The sequence below is a fragment of the Aeromicrobium sp. SORGH_AS_0981 genome (genome assembly GCF_031453195.1).
Taxonomy (GTDB): domain Bacteria; phylum Actinomycetota; class Actinomycetes; order Propionibacteriales; family Nocardioidaceae; genus Aeromicrobium.
In genome coordinates this window covers 2,803,636-2,823,562 of record NZ_JAVIZD010000001.1, presented here as the reverse complement: position 1 = coordinate 2,823,562, position 19,927 = coordinate 2,803,636, and the positions used below count along the sequence as shown (strand labels likewise).

At 72.8% G+C, this 19,927-nt stretch carries 21 protein-coding genes and 1 riboswitch; of the genes, 20 read left to right on the top strand and 1 reads right to left on the bottom strand.

All coding sequences use genetic code 11. The features are described from left to right. Nucleotides 1–75: 75 nt before the first annotated feature. The 11 genes from fmt to QE370_RS14115 all read left to right on the top strand — a co-directional run bounded on the left by fmt (nt 76) and on the right by QE370_RS14115 (nt 8,829). Nucleotides 76–999 carry a methionyl-tRNA formyltransferase gene (gene fmt / locus QE370_RS14165; protein WP_309634724.1) on the top strand — a complete coding sequence of 308 codons (924 nt, stop codon included), beginning with the start codon at nt 76–78 and terminating at the stop codon, nt 997–999. Beyond that, the gene (locus QE370_RS14160) at nt 996–2,267 is read left to right on the top strand and encodes a transcription antitermination factor NusB (RefSeq protein WP_309634723.1); all 1,272 of its coding nucleotides are present in this window, start codon (nt 996–998) and stop codon (nt 2,265–2,267) included. Before fmt ends, QE370_RS14160 begins: the two co-directional genes overlap by 4 nt. A 54-nt stretch (nt 2,268–2,321) precedes the next feature. Beyond that, nucleotides 2,322–2,987 carry a ribulose-phosphate 3-epimerase gene (gene rpe / locus QE370_RS14155; protein WP_309634722.1) on the top strand — a complete coding sequence of 222 codons (666 nt, stop codon included), beginning with the start codon at nt 2,322–2,324 and terminating at the stop codon, nt 2,985–2,987. Between the two features lie 104 nt (nt 2,988–3,091). Further along, nucleotides 3,092–3,219, top strand: a riboswitch (FMN riboswitch). 81 nt (nt 3,220–3,300) lie between these two features. Continuing rightward, nucleotides 3,301–4,338, top strand: coding sequence for a bifunctional diaminohydroxyphosphoribosylaminopyrimidine deaminase/5-amino-6-(5-phosphoribosylamino)uracil reductase RibD (ribD, locus tag QE370_RS14150; protein WP_309634721.1), 1,038 nt, complete (start codon nt 3,301–3,303; stop codon nt 4,336–4,338). Then, nucleotides 4,338–4,973 (top strand): riboflavin synthase, encoded by a 636-nt coding sequence (locus QE370_RS14145; RefSeq protein ID WP_253024678.1) that lies wholly within the window; start codon nt 4,338–4,340, stop codon nt 4,971–4,973. The genes ribD and QE370_RS14145 overlap by 1 nt, the downstream gene beginning before the upstream one ends. Next, nucleotides 4,970–6,250 (top strand): bifunctional 3,4-dihydroxy-2-butanone-4-phosphate synthase/GTP cyclohydrolase II, encoded by a 1,281-nt coding sequence (locus tag QE370_RS14140; protein ID WP_253024676.1) that lies wholly within the window; start codon nt 4,970–4,972, stop codon nt 6,248–6,250. The genes QE370_RS14145 and QE370_RS14140 overlap by 4 nt, the downstream gene beginning before the upstream one ends. Further along, nucleotides 6,247–6,726, top strand: a complete 480-nt coding sequence (gene ribH, locus QE370_RS14135) for a 6,7-dimethyl-8-ribityllumazine synthase (protein WP_309634720.1) — start codon at nt 6,247–6,249, stop codon at nt 6,724–6,726. Before QE370_RS14140 ends, ribH begins: the two co-directional genes overlap by 4 nt. A 7-nt stretch (nt 6,727–6,733) precedes the next feature. Then, nucleotides 6,734–6,997: a phosphoribosyl-ATP diphosphatase gene (locus QE370_RS14130; protein WP_067857173.1), complete on the top strand. Its 264-nt coding sequence runs from the start codon at nt 6,734–6,736 to the stop codon at nt 6,995–6,997. A 91-nt stretch (nt 6,998–7,088) separates the two neighbouring features. Further along, nucleotides 7,089–7,934 (top strand): ATP phosphoribosyltransferase, encoded by an 846-nt coding sequence (gene hisG, locus QE370_RS14125; protein WP_286690515.1) that lies wholly within the window; start codon nt 7,089–7,091, stop codon nt 7,932–7,934. Continuing rightward, nucleotides 7,931–8,347, top strand: a complete 417-nt coding sequence (locus QE370_RS14120; RefSeq protein ID WP_309634719.1) for a PH domain-containing protein — start codon at nt 7,931–7,933, stop codon at nt 8,345–8,347. The genes hisG and QE370_RS14120 overlap by 4 nt, the downstream gene beginning before the upstream one ends. Next, on the top strand, nt 8,344–8,829 hold the full coding sequence (locus QE370_RS14115) for an SseB family protein (RefSeq protein WP_253024668.1): 486 nt from the start codon (nt 8,344–8,346) through the stop codon (nt 8,827–8,829). The genes QE370_RS14120 and QE370_RS14115 overlap by 4 nt, the downstream gene beginning before the upstream one ends. Before the next feature lie 28 nt (nt 8,830–8,857). On the opposite strand, the gene QE370_RS14110 is transcribed toward QE370_RS14115, so the two are convergent. Continuing rightward, a complete protein-coding gene (locus QE370_RS14110; protein WP_253024666.1) occupies nt 8,858–9,877 on the bottom strand; it encodes a GNAT family N-acetyltransferase in 1,020 nt (339 codons plus the stop codon). Between the two features lie 134 nt (nt 9,878–10,011). On the opposite strand from QE370_RS14110, the gene infC reads away from it, so the two are divergent. The 9 genes from infC to argG all read left to right on the top strand — a co-directional run bounded on the left by infC (nt 10,012) and on the right by argG (nt 19,909). Continuing rightward, nucleotides 10,012–10,881 carry a translation initiation factor IF-3 gene (gene infC, locus QE370_RS14105; RefSeq protein WP_308207054.1) on the top strand — a complete coding sequence of 290 codons (870 nt, stop codon included), beginning with the start codon at nt 10,012–10,014 and terminating at the stop codon, nt 10,879–10,881. Between the two features lies 1 nt (nt 10,882). Then, on the top strand, nt 10,883–11,077 hold the full coding sequence (rpmI, locus tag QE370_RS14100) for a 50S ribosomal protein L35 (RefSeq protein ID WP_253024664.1): 195 nt from the start codon (nt 10,883–10,885) through the stop codon (nt 11,075–11,077). A gap of 27 nt (nt 11,078–11,104) precedes the next feature. After that, nucleotides 11,105–11,497, top strand: coding sequence for a 50S ribosomal protein L20 (gene rplT / locus QE370_RS14095; RefSeq protein ID WP_253024662.1), 393 nt, complete (start codon nt 11,105–11,107; stop codon nt 11,495–11,497). Nucleotides 11,498–11,517: 20 nt separating this feature from the next. After that, nucleotides 11,518–12,342 carry an RNA methyltransferase gene (locus tag QE370_RS14090; RefSeq protein WP_309634718.1) on the top strand — a complete coding sequence of 275 codons (825 nt, stop codon included), beginning with the start codon at nt 11,518–11,520 and terminating at the stop codon, nt 12,340–12,342. Beyond that, nucleotides 12,339–13,067 (top strand): 3-keto-5-aminohexanoate cleavage protein, encoded by a 729-nt coding sequence (locus tag QE370_RS14085; protein ID WP_309634717.1) that lies wholly within the window; start codon nt 12,339–12,341, stop codon nt 13,065–13,067. Before QE370_RS14090 ends, QE370_RS14085 begins: the two co-directional genes overlap by 4 nt. A gap of 24 nt (nt 13,068–13,091) precedes the next feature. After that, complete coding sequence (locus QE370_RS14080) at nt 13,092–14,120, top strand: ATP-binding protein (protein ID WP_253024656.1); 1,029 nt, start codon at nt 13,092–13,094, stop codon at nt 14,118–14,120. A 64-nt stretch (nt 14,121–14,184) separates the two neighbouring features. Then, nucleotides 14,185–15,288 carry a phenylalanine--tRNA ligase subunit alpha gene (gene pheS / locus QE370_RS14075; protein WP_253024655.1) on the top strand — a complete coding sequence of 368 codons (1,104 nt, stop codon included), beginning with the start codon at nt 14,185–14,187 and terminating at the stop codon, nt 15,286–15,288. Nucleotides 15,289–15,290: 2 nt separating this feature from the next. After that, nucleotides 15,291–17,804 (top strand): phenylalanine--tRNA ligase subunit beta, encoded by a 2,514-nt coding sequence (gene pheT, locus QE370_RS14070; protein WP_309634716.1) that lies wholly within the window; start codon nt 15,291–15,293, stop codon nt 17,802–17,804. Between the two features lie 674 nt (nt 17,805–18,478). Next, complete coding sequence (gene argG / locus QE370_RS14065; protein WP_309634715.1) at nt 18,479–19,909, top strand: argininosuccinate synthase; 1,431 nt, start codon at nt 18,479–18,481, stop codon at nt 19,907–19,909. Nucleotides 19,910–19,927: the final 18 nt, after the last annotated feature.

The window sequence follows — 19,927 nt, the reverse complement described above, 5'->3', positions numbered from 1 at the left end:
GACCACACGGCACCACCACACGGCACCACCACGCGGGGCAGGCCGGGTCGTGGCGAGCACCTAGACTCGGCCGACGTGAGGATCGTGTTCGCAGGTACCCCCGAGACCGCCCTGCCGTCCCTGGAGGCGCTGCTCGGGAGCCGGCACGACGTCGCCGCGGTCGTGACCCGCCCCGACGCGCGCCAGGGTCGCGGTCGCACCCTGCACCCCTCCCCGGTCGCGGCCCGAGCCGCGGAGCTCGGCATCGAGGTGCTCAAGCCCGCGCGTGCCGACGACCCGGCGTTCCTCGACCGGCTCCGCGAGATCGGTCCCGCCTGCTGCCCGATCGTCGCGTACGGCGCCCTGCTGAAGCGCGAGGCGCTCGACGTGCCGGAGTACGGCTGGCTCAACCTGCACTTCTCGGCCCTGCCCGCCTGGCGCGGCGCCGCGCCGGTCCAGCGGTCGATCATGGCCGGCGACGAGGTCACGGGCGCCACGGTCTTCAGCCTGGTCGAGGCGCTCGACGCCGGACCGGTGCTGGGCACGATCACCGAGCGGATCCGCGACGACGACACCGCCGGCACGCTCCTCGAGCGGCTCGCCCACGAGGGCGCGCGGCTCCTCGTCGACGCCCTCGACCACGTCGAGGACGGCGACATCGGCGCCGTGGCCCAGCCCGAGGACGGCGTCACGTACGCCCCGAAGCTCACGACCGACGACGCGCACGTCGACTGGAGCCGTCCGGCCTTCGCAGTGGACCGCCAGGTCCGCGGGTGCACGCCCGCACCCGGTGCCTGGACGCTGCTCGACGGGCAACGCGTGAAGCTCGGACCCGTCACCCCGACGACCGACGACACGCTGCGCCCGGGCGAGGTCCAGGCCGGCCGGCGCGAGGTCCGCGTGGGCACCGCCACGACCGACGTCGTGCTCGGCACGGTGCAGCCGACGGGCAAGAAGCCGATGGCGGCGGCCGACTGGGCGCGCGGCACGACGATCGAGCCGGGCACGGTGCTCGTATGAGCGACCCGTCGCGCGGCGTCGCCTACGACGTGCTGCGCGCGGCCGACGAGCGGGACGCCTACGTCAACCTGCTCCTGCCGCAGCTCCTGCGCGAACGAGGCATCGTCGGACGCGACGCCGCGTTCGCCACCGAGCTCGTGCACGGGACGCTGCGCCTGCGCGGCACGTACGACGCGGTGCTCGACTCCCTCGTGGGCCGGCCGCTCGACCCCGAGGTGCGCGACGTGCTCCGCCTCGGTGCGCACCAGGCGCTGTCCATGCGCGTGCCGTCGCACGCGGCAGTGTCGACCAGCGTGAGCCTCGTCCGCCGCGTGGTCGGCCACAAGCCGGCCGGACTCGTGAACGCGGTGCTGCGCAAGGTCGCGGCCGACGACCTCGACACCTGGGTCGAGCGGCTCACCGAGGGCCTCGAGCCGGACGACGCCCTCGCGGTCCGCCGGTCGCACCCGGTCTGGGTCGTCCGGGCGCTGCGGTCCGCTCTGCGCGCGGTCGACGCCGCCGACGAGCTCGACGCCCTGCTCGAGGCCGACAACCGTCCGCCGAAGGTGACGCTCGTGGCCCGCCCCGGGCTCGTCGACGCGTCCGACCTGCCGGGCACGCCCGGCCAGGTGTCGCCCTACGCGCGCGTCCTCGACGCCGGTGACCCCGGCGACGTCCCCGCCGTCCGCGACGGTCGCGCGGGCGTGCAGGACGAGGGATCGCAGATGGTGGCCCTCACCTTGGCCGAGGCTGCGCTCGAGGGGTCCGACGCTCGCTGGCTCGACCTGTGCGCCGGCCCGGGCGGCAAGGCCGCGCTCCTGGGTGCACTGGCCGCGCAGCGCGGCGCCCATCTCGTCGCCAACGAGGTGCAGCCGCACCGCGCGGAGCTCGTCCGACGCGGGCTGCGGGCCCTCCCCGACGTCGAGGTCACCGTCCACGACGGACGCGAGGGGCCGTGGGAGCCCGGCTCCTTCGACCGTGTCCTCGTCGACGCGCCCTGCACGGGGCTCGGTGCGCTGCGCCGGCGGCCGGAGTCGCGCTGGCGTCGGACGCCGGAGGACCTCGCCTCGCTCGTGCCGCTGCAGCGCGCGCTGCTGCGCCGCGCGGTCGAGCTGTCGCGTCCGGGCGGGCTCGTGGGCTACGCGACCTGCTCCCCGCTCGTCGACGAGACGATCGAGGTCGTCGAGTCGGTCGGCCCCGGTGTCGCCCAGCTCGTCGGCGTCCACCGGTGGTGGCCGCACCGCGACGGCACCGACGCCATGTTCCTCGCCCTCCTGCGCCGTCGCTGACCTGAGCCCCGACCACGCGCCGAGGGCGTCGGACCCGCCACTACGCTGTCGGCCATGGCCATCCAGATCACGCCGAGCCTGCTGAACGCCGACTTCGCGAACCTCGCGGGGGAGGCCGCTCGCATCCCGACGGCGGACTGGCTGCACATGGACGTCATGGACAACCACTTCGTGCCGAACCTGACGCTCGGTGCCCCCGTCATCGAGGCGCTGAGCAAGGCGGCGCAGCAGCCGATCGACGCCCACCTGATGATCGCCGACCCCGACCGCTGGGCCCCCGCGTTCGCCGAGGCCGGAGCCGGGAGCATCACCTTCCACGTCGAGGCTGCGGCGGCGCCGGTGCGGCTGGCCCGCGAGATCCGCGCCCAGGGTGCGCGGGCCTCCATGGCGCTCAAGCCGGCGACGCCGATCGAGCCCTACGCCGAGCTGCTGCCCGAGCTCGACATGGTCCTCGTGATGACGGTGGAGCCCGGGTTCGGCGGCCAGAAGTTCCTCGACCTCTGCCTGCCGAAGATCCGGCGCACCCGCGAGCTCATCGAGGCCAGTGGGGGAGAGGTGTGGCTGCAGGTGGACGGCGGGGTCTCCGTCGAGACCATCGAACGGTGCGCCGAGGCCGGCGCCGACACCTTCGTCGCCGGCTCGGCGGTCTTCGGCGCGGACGACCCGGGCGCCATGGTGGAGACCCTGCGGGACCTCGCCACCAGCGCTTGCGCGCACTGAGCGGTACGACCGCGGCCCGGACGGACGGCTCGACGCGTCCGTAGCGTGGGACGTCGCAGCGGGTGCGACACGCCCGGCTAGACTGTCGCCGAACGAGCAACAGCTCGCGTGTTCCGGGGTCGGTGCAAGTCCGAACCGGCGGTGACAGTCCGCGACCCGCACCTCTCGGGGTGAGGTTGAACCGGTGGAACTCCGGTACCGACGGTGAAAGTCCGGATGAGAGGAAACACGCGGGGTCTGGGGCCGAGGTCCGTCCTGGACCCTGGCGTCGGACCCGTCGACCCCGGTGCGGCGAGCCCGACCGGAGGACGAGATGGCGAGCGACACCGAGCTGCAGGCGATGCGCACGGCCCTCGAGGCCGCCCGGTCCACCGCGCGGACGCTCCCGAACCCCCGTGTGGGCTGTGTGCTCCTCGCCCCGTCGGGCGAGGTCCTCGCCGTGGGTGCGCACCGCGGTGCCGGGACCGCCCACGCCGAGGTCGACGCCCTGCAGCAGGCCGGCGACGCGGCCCGCGGTGCCACGGCCGTCGTCACCCTGGAGCCCTGCGCCCACACCGGTCGCACCGGCCCCTGCGTCGACGCGCTGCTGGCGGCAGGGGTCGCTCGCGTGGTGCACGGCCAGTCCGACCCGAACCCGGAGGCCGCGGGCGGCGCCGAGCGGCTGCGCGCGGCCGGTGTCGACGTCGAGGGCGGGGTCCTGGAGGAGGAGGCCGCGGCGCTCAACGTCGAGTGGACCTTCGCCGTCACGCACGGACGTCCGTTCGTGACCTGGAAGTACGCGGCCACGATGGACGGTCTCAGCGCGGCACCGGACGGCTCGAGCAAGTGGATCACGTCGGCCGAGGCCCGTCGTGACGTCCAGCGCTTCCGGGCGGAGGCCGACGCGATCATGGCCGGCACCGGCGCGGTGCTGGCCGACGACCCACGCCTGACGGTGCGCGACGCCGACGACCTGCCCCTGCCGTACGCGCAGCAGCCGCTGCGCGTGGTGGTGGGGGAGTCGCGCATCCCCTCCTACTACCGCGTCTTCGACCGGGTCGCGCCGACGCTGCTGGTGCAGACCCGCGAGCCGCAGGAGGTGCTCGCGAAGATGGTCGAGAACGGCGTGCACCACGTGTGGCTGGAGGGCGGCCCCCGGCTGGCCGGCGGCTTCTGGAACGCCGGGCTGGTCGACCGCGTCATCGGCTACATCGCCCCGGCGATGCTGGGCTCGGGACGGGCCGCGCTGGAGGGCGAGGCCGCGACGCTCGCCGACCTGCGGCCGATCGACCTCGACGACGTCGCGCGGATCGGACCCGACATCCGCATCATCGGCACGCCCGGGCGTGCCCCGCGGGAGGAGATGCCCTGATGTTCACCGGACTCGTGGAGGAGAAGGGCGTCGTGACCGCGGTCGAGACGCTCGACGACGCGGTACGGCTCTCCGTGCGCGGACCGCTCGTCACGAGCGACGCGACCCATGGAGCGTCGATCTCGGTCAACGGCTGCTGCCTGACCGTCACGGACCTGGCGGCGCAGGACGGCGACGTCTTCAGCGCCGACGTCATGGCCGAGTCGCTCGACAAGACGTCGCTCGGCGACCTCGCGCCCGGGGCCGAGGTCAACCTCGAGCGCGCGATGGCGGCGGGCGGTCGCATGGGCGGCCACGTCGTGCAGGGGCACGTCGACGGCACGGGCGCGCTGATCGACCGCACCCCGAGCGAGCACTGGGAGGTGCTGCGCTTCTCGCTGCCCGCCGACCTCGCGCGCTACCTCGTGCCCAAGGGATCGATCACGGTCCAGGGCGTCTCGCTCACGGTCGTCGAGGTCACCGACCCCCAGGACCCCGCTCCCTGGTTCTCGGTGTCCCTCATCCCCACCACCCTCGCGGACACGACCCTCGGCACCCTCGCCCCCGGCGACCGGGTGAACCTCGAGGTCGACGTCCTCGCCAAGTACGTGGAGCGGCTGCTCGCCGCCCGCCTCCCGAAGGAGAACCCCGCATGAGCACCTACGCCGACGCCGACGGCGACACCGTCCGGCTCGACAGCATCGAGCGCGCGATCGCCGACATCCGCGACGGCAAGGCCGTCGTCGTGGTCGACGACCCGGGCCGCGAGAACGAGGGCGACATCATCTTCGCCGCGAGCAAGGCGACACCGGAGCTGATGGGCTTCCTCATCCGGCACTCCAGCGGCTACGTGTGCGCGCCGGCGCCGGGCGCGGTCCTGGACCGGCTCGGCATCCCGCTCATGACGCCGCACAACCGCGAGCTCATGCGCACGGCCTACACGATCTCCGTCGACGCGCGCGACGGCATCACGACCGGCATCTCGGCCGCCGACCGGGCACGGACCGTCCGGGTCCTGGCGGACTCGGCGACCGAGTCCTTCGAGCTCGTCATGCCGGGTCACGTGCTGCCGCTGCGCGCGAAGGACGGCGGCGTGCTGGCCCGTGCCGGGCACACGGAGGCTGCCGTCGACCTCACCCGCCTGGCGGGTCTCACGCCGGTCGGCGTCATCGGCGAGGTGGTGCACGACGACGGCGAGCTGATGCGCGCCCCTGCGCTGCGGGCGTTCGCCGACGAGCACGACCTCGCCCTCGTCTCGATCGAGGACCTGCAGGTGCACCTGCGCCTGCACGAGTCGCAGGTCGAGCGGCTCGCGGAGACCTCGCTGCCGACCGAGTTCGGCGCGTTCCGGGCGCTCGGCTACCGCGACCGCATCGACGGTGCGGAGCACGTCGCGCTCGTGCACGGCGACGTCGACGCGGCCTCCGCCGACGGCCAGGGGGTGCTGGTACGGCTGCACTCGGAGTGCCTGACCGGTGACGTCTTCGGCTCGCGACGCTGCGACTGCGGCCCGCAGCTGCAGGCGTCGATGGCCAAGATCAAGGCCGAGGGCGCCGGTGTCGTCGTCTACCTGCGCGGGCACGAGGGCCGGGGGATCGGCCTGCTGCACAAGCTGCAGGCGTACGCGCTGCAGGACGCCGGCAGCGACACGGTCGACGCCAACCTCGCCCTCGGCTTCGGCGAGGACGAGCGCGACTACGCCGCGGGGGCGCAGATGCTGCGCGACCTCGGCCTGCGCTCGGTGCGGCTGCTGACCAACAACCCCGACAAGGCCACGCAGCTCGAGGCCTACGGCGTCAAGGTCGCCGAGCGGGTGCCGATCCAGATCGAGCCGACGCCCGAGAACATCCAGTACCTGCGCACGAAGGCCGAGCGCATGGGCCACGACCTGCCCGACCTCGGCCTCGGCGACACCACGGAGGACGAGTCATGAGCGGACACGGAGCACCCACCCTGAAGGTCGAGGCCGCGGGCGCGCGCGTCGCGATCGTCGCGTCGAGCTGGCACGACCAGGTCATGGACGGTCTGGTCGCGGGCGCCCAGCGCGCCCTCGCCGACGCCGGCGTCACCGACGTGACGCTGCTGCGTGCGGCCGGGTCCTTCGAGCTGCCCCTCGTGTCGCAGGGCTGCGCGGCAGCCGGCTTCGACGCCGTGGTCGCGCTGGGCGTCATCATCCGTGGCGGGACGCCGCACTTCGAGTACGTGTCGGCCGCGGCTACCGACGGCCTCGCGCGGGTCGCGCTCGACACCGGCGTGCCCGTGGGGTTCGGGCTGCTGACGTGCGACACCGAGGAGCAGGCGCTCGACCGTGCCGGTCTCGAGGGAAGCGCCGAGGACAAGGGGCGGGAGGCCGCCGAGGCCGCTCTGTCGACCTGGGCGACCCTCCGCGGTCTCGCGTCCCTAGACTGAGGTCACCATGAAGACCTTCGAGGACCTGTTCGCCGAGCTCGCCGCCAAGGCGCAGGCCCGGCCCGAGGGCTCGCGCACCGTGGCCGAGCTCGACGCCGGCGTGCACGCCATCGGCAAGAAGCTCGTCGAGGAGGCCGCCGAGTCGTGGATGGCCGCCGAGCACGAGGGCCGCGAGCGGACCGCCGAGGAGCTCAGCCAGCTGCTGTACCACGCGCAGGTGATGATGATCGCCGCCGGCATCACGCTCGACGACGTCTACGCGCATCTGTGACGACAGCGGAGCCTGACCTCCTGGGCCGCGCCGCTGTCGTCGACGGCAGCCGACTGCCGGGCCCGCACCCCATCGTCAGAAGGACCCCACCATGCTGAGAGTGGCCGTGCCCAACAAGGGCGCCCTGTCCGAGGCCGCCAGCCAGATCCTCGCCGAGGCCGGGTACCGGCAGCGGCGCAACGCGAAGGACCTCGTCCTCGTCGACGCCGAGAACGACGTCGAGTTCTTCTACCTCCGCCCGCGCGACATCGCCGTGTACGTGGGGGAGGGGACGCTCGACGTCGGCATCACCGGCCGCGACCTGCTGCTCGACTCCGCCGCCTCGGCGGCGGAGCAGGTCGGGCTCGGCTTCGGCCGGTCGACCTTCCGCTTCGCCGCCCCCACGGGCACGATGCGGACCATCGACGAGCTCGAGGGCAAGCGCATCGCCACGTCCTACCCCGTGATCGTCCAGGACTACCTGCGCGGACGCGGCGTGAGCGCCTCGGTCGTGCGCCTGGACGGTGCGGTCGAGTCGTCGATCCGGCTCGGCGTCGCCGACGCCATCGCCGACGTCGTCGAGACGGGCAGCACCCTGCGCCAGGCCGACCTCGCCGTGTTCGGCGACCCGATCCTGTCGTCGGAGGCCGTGCTGATCACCCGTGCCGGGGCCGAGGAGCCCGCCGGCTACGAGGTGTTCAAGCGTCGCCTCGACAGCGTCCTCGTCGCGCGCACGTACGTGATGATGGACTACGACATCCGCGTCGAGCACGTGGAGCGCGCCGTCGAGCTGACCCCGGGCATCGAGTCGCCGACGGTGTCGCCACTTCATCGCGAGGGGTGGGTCGCCGTGCGCTCGATGGTGCCGCGCGACGCCGCCCAGAAGATCATGGACAGCCTGTACGGCCTCGGCGCCCGCGGCATCCTCGTCACGGACATCCTCGCGTGCCGGGTGTGAGGACGACCTACCGCCCGGGCGGCACCCGGTACGTCGCGTACGGGTCGTGCGGGGCGCTCGTGGCGATGAGCGTGGCCGTGACCCTGGCCCTGCCGCAGGACATCCGCGCGCAGGTGACGCTGTCGCAGGCGCTCACGCTGTACGGCTCGATCGCCGTGTTCCTCGTGATCCTGCACGGCATCGGACGCAGCCGGGTGACGGTGGGCGACGACGAGCTCGAGGTCGTCAACGGCTTCCGCACCCACCACGTGCCGTGGTCGCGGGTCCGAGGCTTCGCGTTCGGCGAGGGCGCACCGTGGCCGACGCTGGTGACCGTCGACGACGAGCGGCTCATGCTGTTCGCGCTGCAGGGTTCCAGCGGTCACGGTCGGGTGCGGGACGCCGTCGACGACCTCGTGCGGCGCGTCCCGTGACGGGCCGTTCGCTCGCAGAGCCGGCGTTCCCCGACGACGACGGCCGGCTCGACCCTCGCCTCGGTGCGGTGCTCGGCGACACCACGGCGGTCCTCTCGCTGCTCGGCCAGGTGCGGGTCTTCGTCCCGATCGTGGCGACCCTCGGCGAGGCGAGCCGCGCCGCCGGGCCGGAGGCGCTCGTGTCGGGCGACAAGGACGCCGACATGGCGGCGGTGCTCATGACCGGTCGCGACGGACGCCAGGCGCTGCTCACCTTCACCAGCCTCGACGCGATGGCGCGGTGGAACCCGCAGGCTCGTCCGGTGCCCGTGTGGGGGCAGGCGGCCGCCGTGGCCGCCCTCTCCGAGGGCGCCGCAGCCATCCTGCTCGACCTCGGGTCGCCGCACTTCCAGGTGGTCGAGACCGACGACCTGCGCCACGTCGCGGCCGGCGACCGGCTCGTCGCCACCGACGCCGGCCACGCCTGGGTCACAGGGAGCTGACGGGCGGCCTGCCTCGGCGGGCCGGACCTCAGGCGGTCTCGGCCGCCCGCACCCCGGCGAGGGGGACGGTCACGTGCACGGCGGCGTCGTGACGCTCGACGCGGGCGACGAACCCAGCGGCGCCGACGGCCCGGAGCAGGGTGTCGTTGGAGCCCGCGGAGACGAACGTGAGTCGCTCGGCGCCGTCGGACTTCGCGTGCCGGGCGGCCTGCTTGACGAGCAGGGTGCCGAAGCCGCGACCCTGCCACGCGTCCTCGACGAGCAGCTGGAAGACGTGGTCGTCGGGACGGCCCTCCAGCACGCCCCTCTCGAGGACACCGTGGCCCACGAGGTCGAGGCCGACCTGCACGACCAGGGCGATCCCGTGCTCCGGCGTCACGAGGCGGCGCGCCATGCGGGTCGTCATCGGCATCCGCAGGGGGACCTGGTAGCGCGTGTAGAGGGTGTCGACGCTGCACCTCTCGTGCAGGGCCGACACGGCCTCGATGTCGGCGAGCCCGGCCACCCGCACCAGCGGGACCGGGTGACGCGGCGACGGCGCGATGAGCGGGACGTCGACGCCCGCGTCGCTGACGAGCGACAGCAGGGCTTGCGCCCGCGCGCGCTCGACCGCCGTGAAGGGCACCGCGCGGCTGACCCTGAGCGTCGTGCCGTTGCGCCGTCGCAGGTCGAGCACGTCGTGCCCGGCGTAGTCGGCGACGTCGGGCGGGGCGATGGCGAGCAGCTCGCCCAGCACCTCCTCGACGTCGCGGCCTCCCTCCAGCACCTCGTGGACGGCGTCGAGGTAGCGCGTCGGCGCGTCGAGGTGCGCGTCGCCGTCGGCGCGCGTCACCGACACCTCGGAGCCACCCGCCTCGGTGAACAGCCCCGCGAGCGCCAGCTCGGTCCAGCCGTCGTCGCCCTCGACGACGAACTCGTCGGTCACCGTCGGCCGGGTCGAGAACACCTGCATCGCGACGATGTTCACGTCCGCGTCGCCGCAGGCCTGCGCCACCCGACCGAGCAGCCCCGGCCTGTCCGGGAACGTCGCCCGCACCCTCCACCTCATGTCCGCACCTCCTGGTGCCAGGATGGCGGTGCGCTGTTGCTCGTCCGGGTCCGCCGTGTTTCGCGGGGATGACACCGGATGGTGGCGCGACTCAGCGCGCCGTTTTCGTTCCGCGGGCCTCGCCTGCTATCCTGGTGACGAAGTGGAGGCCCACCTCCCACCTGCTCGGTCCGCGGATCGAGGGGTACCTCGGCCGGTACGCCCGGTCGAGCGACGCCGTCCGGTACGCGCCGGCGGCGTGCATCGGTGGCCTCCGTCCTGAGGGACGGGGGCCATTGTCGTGGGCCTCCTGGACACAGACCACAGGAGGATCCATCAGCACAGAGCTGCGCGTCAACGACCGCATCCGCGTACCCGAGGTCCGTCTCGTCGGACCCGGAGGCGAGCAGGTCGGCATCGTGCGCATCGAGGACGCCCTGCGCCTCGCCGCCGAGTCCGACCTCGACCTCGTCGAGGTCGCCCCGACGGCCCGCCCCCCGGTGTGCCGCCTCATGGACTACGGCAAGTTCAAGTACGAGGCCGCCCAGAAGGCACGCGAGTCACGACGCAACCAGACGAACACCATCATCAAGGAGATGAAGCTCCGCCCCAAGATCGACCAGCACGACTACGACACCAAGAAGGGTCACGTCGTGCGGTTCCTGAAGGCGGGGGACAAGGTCAAGATCACGATCATGTTCCGCGGTCGTGAGCAGCACCGTCCCGAGCTCGGGTACCGGCTGCTCCAGAAGCTGGGTGAGGACGTGTCGGACCTGGGAGTCGTCGAGGCGCACCCGCGCCAGGACGGCCGCAACATGACGATGGTGCTCGCACCGCTGAAGAAGAAGTCCGAGGCCCAGGCCGAGGTCGCCGCCGAGAAGGCGAAGACCACGGCCGAGCGGACCGCGGAGCGCGAGGCCGAGGCAGCCGCCGAGAAGGCGCGCCGCGAGGCCCAGCAGAAGACCGCGACGCCCAAGAAGGCCCGGCGTCGCTCCGAGAACCTCGACCCAGACATGGAGGCATGAGATGCCGAAGTTCAAGCCCCACTCGGGCATGAAGAAGCGCGTCAAGATCACTGGCAAGGGCAAGCTCCGCCGCGAGCAGACCAACCGCCGTCACCTCTTGGAGTACAAGTCCAGCACGCGGACCCGTCGCCTCGCCGGCACGACCGACGTGTCGAAGGCGGACACCAAGAAGGTCAAGAAGCTGCTCGGTCTCTGACCGCACCCCACCCGAAGGAGAACCGACATGGCACGCGTCAAGCGTTCCGTCAACGCGCAGAAGAAGCGCCGCGAGACCCTCGAGCGGGCGTCCGGCTACCGTGGCCAGCGCTCGCGTCTGTACCGCAAGGCCAAGGAGCAGGTCACTCACTCCCTGGTCTACAACTACCGTGACCGCAAGGCCAAGAAGGGCGACTTCCGTCGTCTCTGGATCCAGCGCATCAACGCTGCGGTCCGCGCCGAGGGCATCACGTACAACCGCTTCATCCAGGGCCTCAAGGCCGCGGGTGTCGAGGTCGACCGCAAGATGCTGGCCGAGCTGGCCGTCAACGAGCCCGCCGCGTTCAGCGCGCTCGTCCAGGTCGCGAAGGACAACCTTCCGGCCGACGTGAACGCGCCCAAGGAAGACGCGACGGCCTGACCGCCTTCGCCTCCACGCCCGTGGCGAGCCCCGAGCCGACCCTGACCACCCGTACCGGGCGGGTCAGACGTGCTCGACGGCTCGCCACGCGGCGTTTCCGGGCCGAGACCGGCCAGTTCCTCGCCGAGGGGCCGCAGGCCGTCCGCGAGGCGCTCGCCCTGGCGGGCGTCACGCACGAGGTCTTCGCCACCGCTGCAGCGACCGATCGTCACGCCGCCCTGCACGACGCTGCCCTCGACGGCGAGGTGCCGTGGAGCGTCGTCGACGACGACGTCCTCGCCGAGATCGCCGACGCGACCACCCCGCAGGGCGTCGTCGCCGTCTGCGACACCGTCGTGCGTGGTCTCGACGCGCTGCCCTCCGCGCCCCGGCTCGTCGTGGTCTGCCACGACATGCGCGACCCCGGCAACGCCGGTGCGGTGCTGCGCTGCGCCGACGCCGCGGGCGCCGACGCCGTCGTGCTGTCGGCCGACAGCGTCGACCCCACGAACCCGAAGGCGGTCCGGGCCAGCGCCGGCAGCCTGTTCCACCTGCCGGTGGTCGTCGAGCGCGACCACGACCTGGTCCTCGCCGCGCTCCGTGAGCGCGGCCTGCAGGTGCTCGCGACCGACGGCGAGGCCGACCTCGACCTCTTCGACGCCGAGCGCGTGACGTCGCCCGTCGACCTCGCCGCACCGACCGCGTGGGTCATGGGCAACGAGGCACAGGGGCTGTCGCCGCAGGTGCGCGACGCGGCGGACCTCGCCGTGGCGGTGCCGATCCTCGGACAGGCGGAGAGCCTCAACCTCGCCACCGCGGCCGCGGTGTGTCTCTACGCCAGCGCCCGGGCGCAGGGGGCACGATGAGCAGCGTGCAGCAGGTGATCCTCCAGGCGTGCCTCAACGGCTCGCGCGACGTCGACGAGCACCCCGCCGTCCCGGTGACGGCGTCCGCGTGCGCCGAGGACGCCCGCGCCGCGGTCGAGGCCGGGGCTCAGGACCTCCACGTGCACCCGCGCACCGACGACGGGCGCGACAGCCTCGCACCGGCCGACGTGGCGCGCTGGGTGGAGGCGGTCCGCGAGGCCGTCGACGTCCCGGTCGGCGTCACCACCGGGGCGTGGGCCTGGACCGGTGGCGGCACGCCGATCCGCGCGGTCGGCGCCTGGACGACGCTGCCCGACCACGCGTCGGTGAACTGGCACGAGCGCGGCGCCACCGACCTCGCGACGGCCCTGCACGAGCGTGGGGTGGCCGTGAACGCCGGGCTGTGGACCGAGGACGCCGCGCAGGCGTGGCTCGACTCGTCGTGGCCCGAGCGGACCGCGCTCGTCCTGCTCGAGCTCGCCGACGCACCCGACCAGGAGGAGACGGCAGAACGTCTGCTCGAGCTCGTCCGCCCCACCGGTCTCCCCGTGCTGCTGCACGGCGAGGGCCGCTCGACGTGGCCCATGCTCGAGCTGGCGGTGGCCCACGGCGTGTCGACGCGCATCGGCCTCGAGGACGTCGTCGAGGGACCCGACGGAGGAGCCGTCGACGACAACGCCGATCTCGTGCGGATCGCGGTGGGCCGGGGTGCTCGTCGCGTCTAGTCCTTTGGTACTAGATTCCTCGCCATGGACCTCGACGACTTCCCCGACGGCGTGGTCATCGCCGGGGCCGACGGCGTCGTCGAGTACGTCAACGAACGCATCGAGCGCATGGCGCGTGCGGCGCCCGGGGAGATGCTCGGCATGCACCTGTCCGACGCGATGCCCTTCGACGACCTGAACGGCAACAGCTGGTACGACTCGACCCGCCCGTACGAGGGTCTCAACATCCGCAACCGCCTGTCGGAGCAGTCCTGGTACTCGCCGCGGGGGAGCGAGTACCTCGTGACCGCCCGCCTGGTGCGGGACCGTCCCGGTGGCGCCGTCGTGCGCGTCGTCGCGAGCGTGCGCAACGCGAAGGTGCGCAACCAGCGCGACCGCGAGCGCTCCGACCTCGTCGCCACCGTGGCCCACGAGCTGCGCTCGCCGCTCACGGGCATCAAGGGGTTCACCTCGACCCTGCTGTCGAAGTGGGACCGCTTCTCCGAGGAGCAGCGCCAGTTCATGCTCGAGACCGTCGACTCCGACGCCGACCGGCTCAGCCGCCTGATCACCGAGCTGCTCGACGCGGCTCGCATCGACGCCGGACGACTGACCCTGCGGCGAGGGCCGGTCAAGCTCGACGAGGTCGCGCGCTCCGTCCTGCGCAGCGTCTCCGCCGGCGGCGACCCCTTCGCCCTCGAGTCGCGCGGCGAGCCCTACCTCGTCTGGGGCGACGCCGACCGCATGACGCAGGTGGTCACCAACCTCGTCGAGAACGCGCTGCGGCACGGGCACGGTCTGCGCCGTGTCGTCGTCGAGCACCTGCCCGACGCCGGGGGAGCCGTCCTGGAGATCCACGACCAGGGACCCGGCATCCCCGAGGAGATGCGCCAGCGGGTGTTCAGTCGCTTCTGGCGCGCCGGCCCCGGAGCCGGCAGCGGCCTCGGGATGTACATCGTCCGGGGGATCGTGGAGCAGCACGGCGGCCGGATCGACATCGACGACGCCGAGGAGGGTGGCGCGCTGCTGCGGATCTGGGTGCCCGTCAACGAGCCCGACGCGCTCACCGACTGAGCACCGCCGCCGCCGCGGGACCGACCGGTGCCGGGGCGTCCGCGCCGCTCACTAGACTGCACGGGTGTCCGCCCCGAACTCCGACTACGACCCCAAGCAGGTCGCCGCGCTGGGCGAGGACGAGGTCGCGCAGGCGCGCGACGCCGCCCTCGCCGCCATCGAGGCCACCGACTCGCTCGACGCGCTGAAGGCCGTGCGCATCGCCCACACCGGCGACCGCTCGCCGCTCGCGCTCGCCAACCGGGAGATCGGCGCGCTGCCCCCGCAGGCGCGCAAGGACGCCGGGAAGCGGATCGGTCAGGCCCGCGGCGCCGTCAACCAGGCGCTCGCCGCACGCGGCGCCGCGCTGGAGGCGCTCGAGGAGGAGCGTCGTCTCGTCGAGGAGACGGTCGACGTCACGCTGCCGACCGACCGCGAGCCCGTCGGTGCCCGGCACCCCATCACCACCATCCAGGAGCACGTGGCCGACCTCTTCGTGGCCATGGGCTGGGAGGTCGCCGAGGGCCCCGAGGTCGAGGCCGAGTGGCTCAACTTCGACGCGCTCAACCTGGGACCGAACCACCCGGCGCGCACGATGCAGGACACCTTCTGGGTCTCGCCGGAGCGGGCCGCGCTCGTGCTGCGCACGCACACGTCGCCGGTGCAGGCCCGCAGCATGCTGACCCGGACGCCGCCCATCTACGTCGTGTGCCCCGGCCGCGTGTACCGGACCGACGAGGCCGACGCCACGCACATGCCGGTGTTCCACCAGGTCGAGGGGCTCGCCATCGATCGTGGTCTCTCCATGGCGCACCTCAAGGGCACGCTCGACCACTTCGCCGCCGCCGTCTACGGGCCCGAGGTCACGACGCGCTTCCGTCCGTCGTACTTCCCGTTCACGGAGCCGAGCGCCGAGGTCGACCTGCTCTGCTACGTCTGCCACAACGAGCCCGGGGCCGTCGCCGATTGCGGCACGTGCCGCGGCGAGGGCTGGATCGAGTGGGGTGGCTGCGGCGTCGTGAACCCGCGCGTCCTCGTCGCCTGCGGCGTCGACCCCGAGGAGTACTCGGGCTTCGCCTTCGGCATGGGCCTGGACCGCACCATCACCAGCCGCTACGACATCGCGGACCTGCGCGACCTGTGGGACGGCGACATCCGCTTCACCGAGCCGTTCGGAGTTGGTCTGTAGACATGCGCGTACCCGTGGAGTGGCTGCGCTCCGTCGTGGAGCTGCCGGCCGAGGCGACCACCGAGGAGATCGCCGACCGGCTGACGATGTACGACCTCAAGCTCGAGGAGATCGTCGGCGGCGGTATCACCGGCCCGCTCACGGTCGGCCGCGTGCTGGCTGTGCAGCCGGAGGAGCAGAAGAACGGCAAGACCATCAACTGGTGCCGCGTCGACGTCGGCCCGGAGCGCAACGAGCCGTCGGTGCCCGACGCACCGGGTGACGACCTGCCCTCGCGCGGCATCGTCTGCGGTGCGCACAACTTCGGCGTCGGCGACCTCGTGGTCGTGTCGCTGCCCGGCACCTACCTGCCCGAGCTGGGCTTCGAGATCGGCTCGCGCAAGACGTACGGCCACGTGTCCGACGGCATGATCTGCTCCACCCGCGAGCTCGGCCTTCCCGACGACGAGACCAGTGCCGAGGGGATCCTCGTGCTCGAGCCGGGGTCCGCGGAGCCGGGCGACGACGCGGTCGCGGTCCTGGGCCTGGGCGACCAGACGCTCGACCTCGAGGTCAACCCCGACCGCGCCTACGCACTCAGCCTGCGCGGTGTCGGGCGCGACGCCGCCCTCGCGTTCGACGTCCCCTTCACCGACCCCGCGGACCGGCCTGTCCCGTCGGCCGACACGCCCGCCTACCCGGTGCGCGTCGAGGATCCCGAGGGGTGCCCGGTGTTCACGGCCCTCGTCGTCTCGGGCGTCGACCCCACCGCCCCCACGCCCGCCTGGATGGCCCGACGGATCACCGACGCGGGCATGCGGTCGATCTCGCTCACCGTCGACGTCTCCAACTACGTCATGCTCGAGCTCGGGCAGCCGAACCACTGCTACGACCGCGACCGCCTGCAGGGTGACGTCGTCGTCCGCCGGGCGCGGGCGGGGGAGCGGCTCACGACCCTCGACGACGTCGACCGGGCCCTCACGCCCGACGACCTCGTCATCGCCGACGACTCCGGACCGATCGGCCTGGCCGGCGTGATGGGTGGCGCGTCGACCGAGATCAGCGACACGAGCACCTCGGTCGTCGTCGAGGCCGCGTTCTGGGACCCGGTCACGATCTTCCGCGCCGTCAAGCGTCACCGGCTGCCGTCGGAGGCGGCGAAGCGCTACGAGCGCGGTGTCGACCCCGAGCTGGCCCTGGTCGGCGCGGCCCGGGTGGCCGAGCTGCTGGTCGAGCTGGGCGGGGGCACGCTCGAGCCGGGCGCGACCGTGGTGGGCGAGGCGCCGGCCCGCGCCGCGGTGCGCGTGCCCGTCGACCTGCCCGCGCGGATCAGCGGTGTGCCGATCGCCCCCGAGGAGGCACAGCGCACGTTCGAGCGCAACGGCTGCTCGGTGGAGCGCGACGGTGACGTCTTCGTCGTCACGCCGCCGAGCTGGCGCTTCGACCTGAACGACCCCTACGACTTCGTCGAGGAGGCGCTGCGCACGGCCGGCTACGACCAGGTGCCGTCGGTGCTGCCGACGCCCACGGGGGGCCGGGGCCTGACCCGCCACCAGGAGCTGCGGCGTCGGGTCGGGCACGTGCTCGCGGGTGCCGGTCTCGTCGAGGTCACGACGCTGCCCTTCGCGGGACCGGCCGACCTCGACCGGCTCGGCATCGACGCCGAGGACGTCCGCCGTCGGCAGGTGCTGCTGGCCAACCCGTTGTCGACCGAGGAGCCGGGCCTCACGACGACCTTGCTCGTGGGGCTGCTGCGGGCCGCGTCGCTGAACGTCGGCCGCGGCCACGAAACGGTCCAGGTCAGCGAGGTCGGGCGGGTCTTCCGCGCCCGCGAGGGGTCGCCGGAGGCGCCGATCTACGGCACCGACCGCCGTCCGACGCCCGAGGAGCTCGCGGCGCTCGACGCCGCCCTGCCGCACCAGCCCTTCCACGCGGGCTGGGTGCTCGTGGGGGAGCGCGAGCGGTCCGGCTGGGACGGTGCCGGTCGCCCGGTGGCCTGGTCCGACGCCGTCGCGATCGCGCGCCGGCTGGCCGACGTCCTGCACGTCGAGCTGACCGTCGAGCAGGCCGCCACCGCCCCGTTCCACCAGGGTCGGTGCGCCGCGCTCGTGCTGGACGGCACCGTCGTCGGGCACGCGGGCGAGCTGCACCCCACCGTGCTGAAGGAGCATGGCCTCCCGCCGCGCTCGGTGGCCGGCGAGATCGACCTCGACGCACTGCTCGCCGCCTCGCCCGCGATCGGCCCCCGGCCCGACTTCTCGACCTATCCGGTCGCGAAGGAGGACCTCGCGTTCCTCGTCGACACCTCCGTCACCGCCGAGTCGCTGCGCTCGGCACTCGCGTCGGCCCACACCGCGGTCGAGTCGGTGCGCCTCTTCGACGTCTACACGGGCGCTCCCGTGCCGGACGGCCAGAAGTCGCTCGCCTTCGCCGTCCGCCTGCGCGCTCCCGACCGCACCCTCAAGGACACCGAGATCGCCGAGGCGCGCGCCGCCCTCGTCGCCGCCGGTGAGGCGCTGGGGGGCGTGCTGCGCTGAGCCGGGGGGTCCTGACCTTGCTGGTGCGCTGCCGCAGGGGGCGTCGTCCTGCTGGTGCGCTGCCGCAGGGGGCGTCGTCCTGCTGGTGCGCTGCCGCAGGGGGTCTGGGCTTGCTGGTGCGCTGCCTCGGCTGGCGCTGGGGGTGGTCTCCGAGAGGGCCTCGACCGGCAGCGAGCCAAGGGCCGGTTTCGGGTCGCGCGGTCTGGCTTGGGCTCGTGGGTGACGCACGATTCTTCTTTTTCGCGTTCTTGGGCCACCGATCTGCGTTCGCGCGTTCTATCGGTGGATCTGCAACCGCAGGAGCGCTTCTGCGGTTGAGAATCCACCGATGGTGGGCGTCGCGTCGGAAGGATGCTGCTTTCGCGTGGACCGTTCCACCCGAAAGCAGAATCGTTCGTCACCCCACCGCAAAGTGCACCCACGATTCTTCATTCACGCGTGCGAAGCCGAATGCCTCTGCGTTCGCGACGGGATCCCGTAGGAGACGCAGAAACCTCAGCCTTCAACGCACGAACGCAGCATCGTGCGTCCACCCCAGCACCAACCCCCAGCCCGAGACCCCAGACCAGCGCGGATGCCAGCCGCCCGGTCGAGGCCTTTTCGGAGACCACTCGCAGCAGCAGGCCAAGCCCCCCGCTCTGCAAGACCTTGCAGGTGTGTGCAAGACTGTGAGCATGTCCAAGGTCCTCACCTCCCTGCCCGTCGGCGAGCGCGTCGGCATCGCCTTCTCCGGAGGGCTCGACACGTCCGTGGCCGTCGCGTGGATGCGCGACAAGGGCGCGGTCCCGTGCACGTACACGGCCGACATCGGTCAGTACGACGAGCCGGACATCTCCGGCATCCCGGGGCGGGCGATGCAGTACGGCGCCGAGCTGGCGCGGGCGATCGACATCAAGGCCCCGCTGGTGGAGGAGGGGCTGGCCGCCCTCGCGTGCGGCGCCTTCCACATCAGGTCCGCCGGGCGCACCTACTTCAACACGACGCCGCTCGGGCGGGCCGTGACGGGCACGCTGCTCGTGCGGGCGATGCACGAGGACGGCGTCGACATCTGGGGCGACGGCTCCACGTTCAAGGGCAACGACATCGAGCGGTTCTACCGCTACGGGCTGCTCGCCAACCCGGCGCTGCGGATCTACAAGCCGTGGCTCGACGCCGACTTCGTCAGCGAGCTCGGCGGGCGGACCGAGATGAGCCAGTGGCTCACCGAGCGCGACCTGCCCTACCGCGACAGCCAGGAGAAGGCGTACTCCACCGACGCCAACATCTGGGGCGCCACCCACGAGGCCAAGACGCTCGAGCACCTCGACGTCTCCCTCGAGACCGTCGAGCCGATCATGGGCGTGAAGTTCTGGGACCCGTCCGTCGACATCGACACCGAGGACGTCACGATCACGTTCGAGGCCGGACGGCCGGTCGCGATCGACGGCACGCGCTTCGACGACCCCGTCGCGCTCGTGCACGCCGCCAACACGATCGGCGGACGCCACGGTCTCGGCATGTCCGACCAGATCGAGAACCGCATCATCGAGGCCAAGAGCCGCGGTATCTACGAGGCGCCCGGCATGGCCCTGCTGCACATCGCCTACGAGCGGCTCGTGAACGCCGTCCACAACGAGGACACGATCGCCAACTTCCACGCCCACGGACGTCGGCTCGGCCGGCTCATGTACGAGGGCCGCTGGCTCGACCCGCAGGCGATGATGCTGCGCGAGTCCGTCGAGCGCTGGATCGCCTCGCTCGTCACCGGCAGCGTCACGCTCCGGCTGCGGCGCGGCGAGGACTACTCGATCCTCGACACGCAGGGCGAGAACTTCTCCTACCACCCCGACAAGCTGTCGATGGAGCGCACCGACAACGCCGTGTTCGGCCCGACCGACCGGATCGGCCAGCTGACGATGCGCAACCTCGACATCGCCGACTCGCGCGCCAAGCTGGAGATGTACGCCGGTCAGCCGCTCGACCAGGGCCAGGTCCTCGTCGAGAACGGCACGCTCTTCGGTGAGCTGCCCGCCGGCGGTGCCCTGCGCATCGAGGCCAACCCCGCCGCCTCGACCGAGACGGAGCAGGCGCTCGACGCCGCCGCGATGGAGCTCGGCACCGACTGAGCGCCGACCTCCCACCCC

Bases quoted from the DNA above. Each gene is read 5' to 3' on its own strand.
- QE370_RS14160 (WP_309634723.1), top strand. From the start codon at position 996: ATGAGCGACCCGTCGCGCGGCGTCGCCTACGACGTGCTGCGCGCGGCC.
- rpe (WP_309634722.1), top strand. From the start codon at position 2,322: ATGGCCATCCAGATCACGCCGAGCCTGCTGAACGCCGACTTCGCGAAC.
- ribD (WP_309634721.1), top strand. From the start codon at position 3,301: ATGGCGAGCGACACCGAGCTGCAGGCGATGCGCACGGCCCTCGAGGCC.
- QE370_RS14145 (WP_253024678.1), top strand. From the start codon at position 4,338: ATGTTCACCGGACTCGTGGAGGAGAAGGGCGTCGTGACCGCGGTCGAG.
- QE370_RS14140 (WP_253024676.1), top strand. From the start codon at position 4,970: ATGAGCACCTACGCCGACGCCGACGGCGACACCGTCCGGCTCGACAGC.
- ribH (WP_309634720.1), top strand. From the start codon at position 6,247: ATGAGCGGACACGGAGCACCCACCCTGAAGGTCGAGGCCGCGGGCGCG.
- QE370_RS14130 (WP_067857173.1), top strand. From the start codon at position 6,734: ATGAAGACCTTCGAGGACCTGTTCGCCGAGCTCGCCGCCAAGGCGCAG.
- hisG (WP_286690515.1), top strand. From the start codon at position 7,089: ATGCTGAGAGTGGCCGTGCCCAACAAGGGCGCCCTGTCCGAGGCCGCC.
- QE370_RS14110 (WP_253024666.1), bottom strand. From the start codon at position 9,877: ATGAGGTGGAGGGTGCGGGCGACGTTCCCGGACAGGCCGGGGCTGCTC.
- rpmI (WP_253024664.1), top strand. From the start codon at position 10,883: ATGCCGAAGTTCAAGCCCCACTCGGGCATGAAGAAGCGCGTCAAGATC.
- rplT (WP_253024662.1), top strand. From the start codon at position 11,105: ATGGCACGCGTCAAGCGTTCCGTCAACGCGCAGAAGAAGCGCCGCGAG.
- QE370_RS14085 (WP_309634717.1), top strand. From the start codon at position 12,339: ATGAGCAGCGTGCAGCAGGTGATCCTCCAGGCGTGCCTCAACGGCTCG.
- QE370_RS14080 (WP_253024656.1), top strand. From the start codon at position 13,092: ATGGACCTCGACGACTTCCCCGACGGCGTGGTCATCGCCGGGGCCGAC.
- pheT (WP_309634716.1), top strand. From the start codon at position 15,291: ATGCGCGTACCCGTGGAGTGGCTGCGCTCCGTCGTGGAGCTGCCGGCC.
- argG (WP_309634715.1), top strand. From the start codon at position 18,479: ATGTCCAAGGTCCTCACCTCCCTGCCCGTCGGCGAGCGCGTCGGCATC.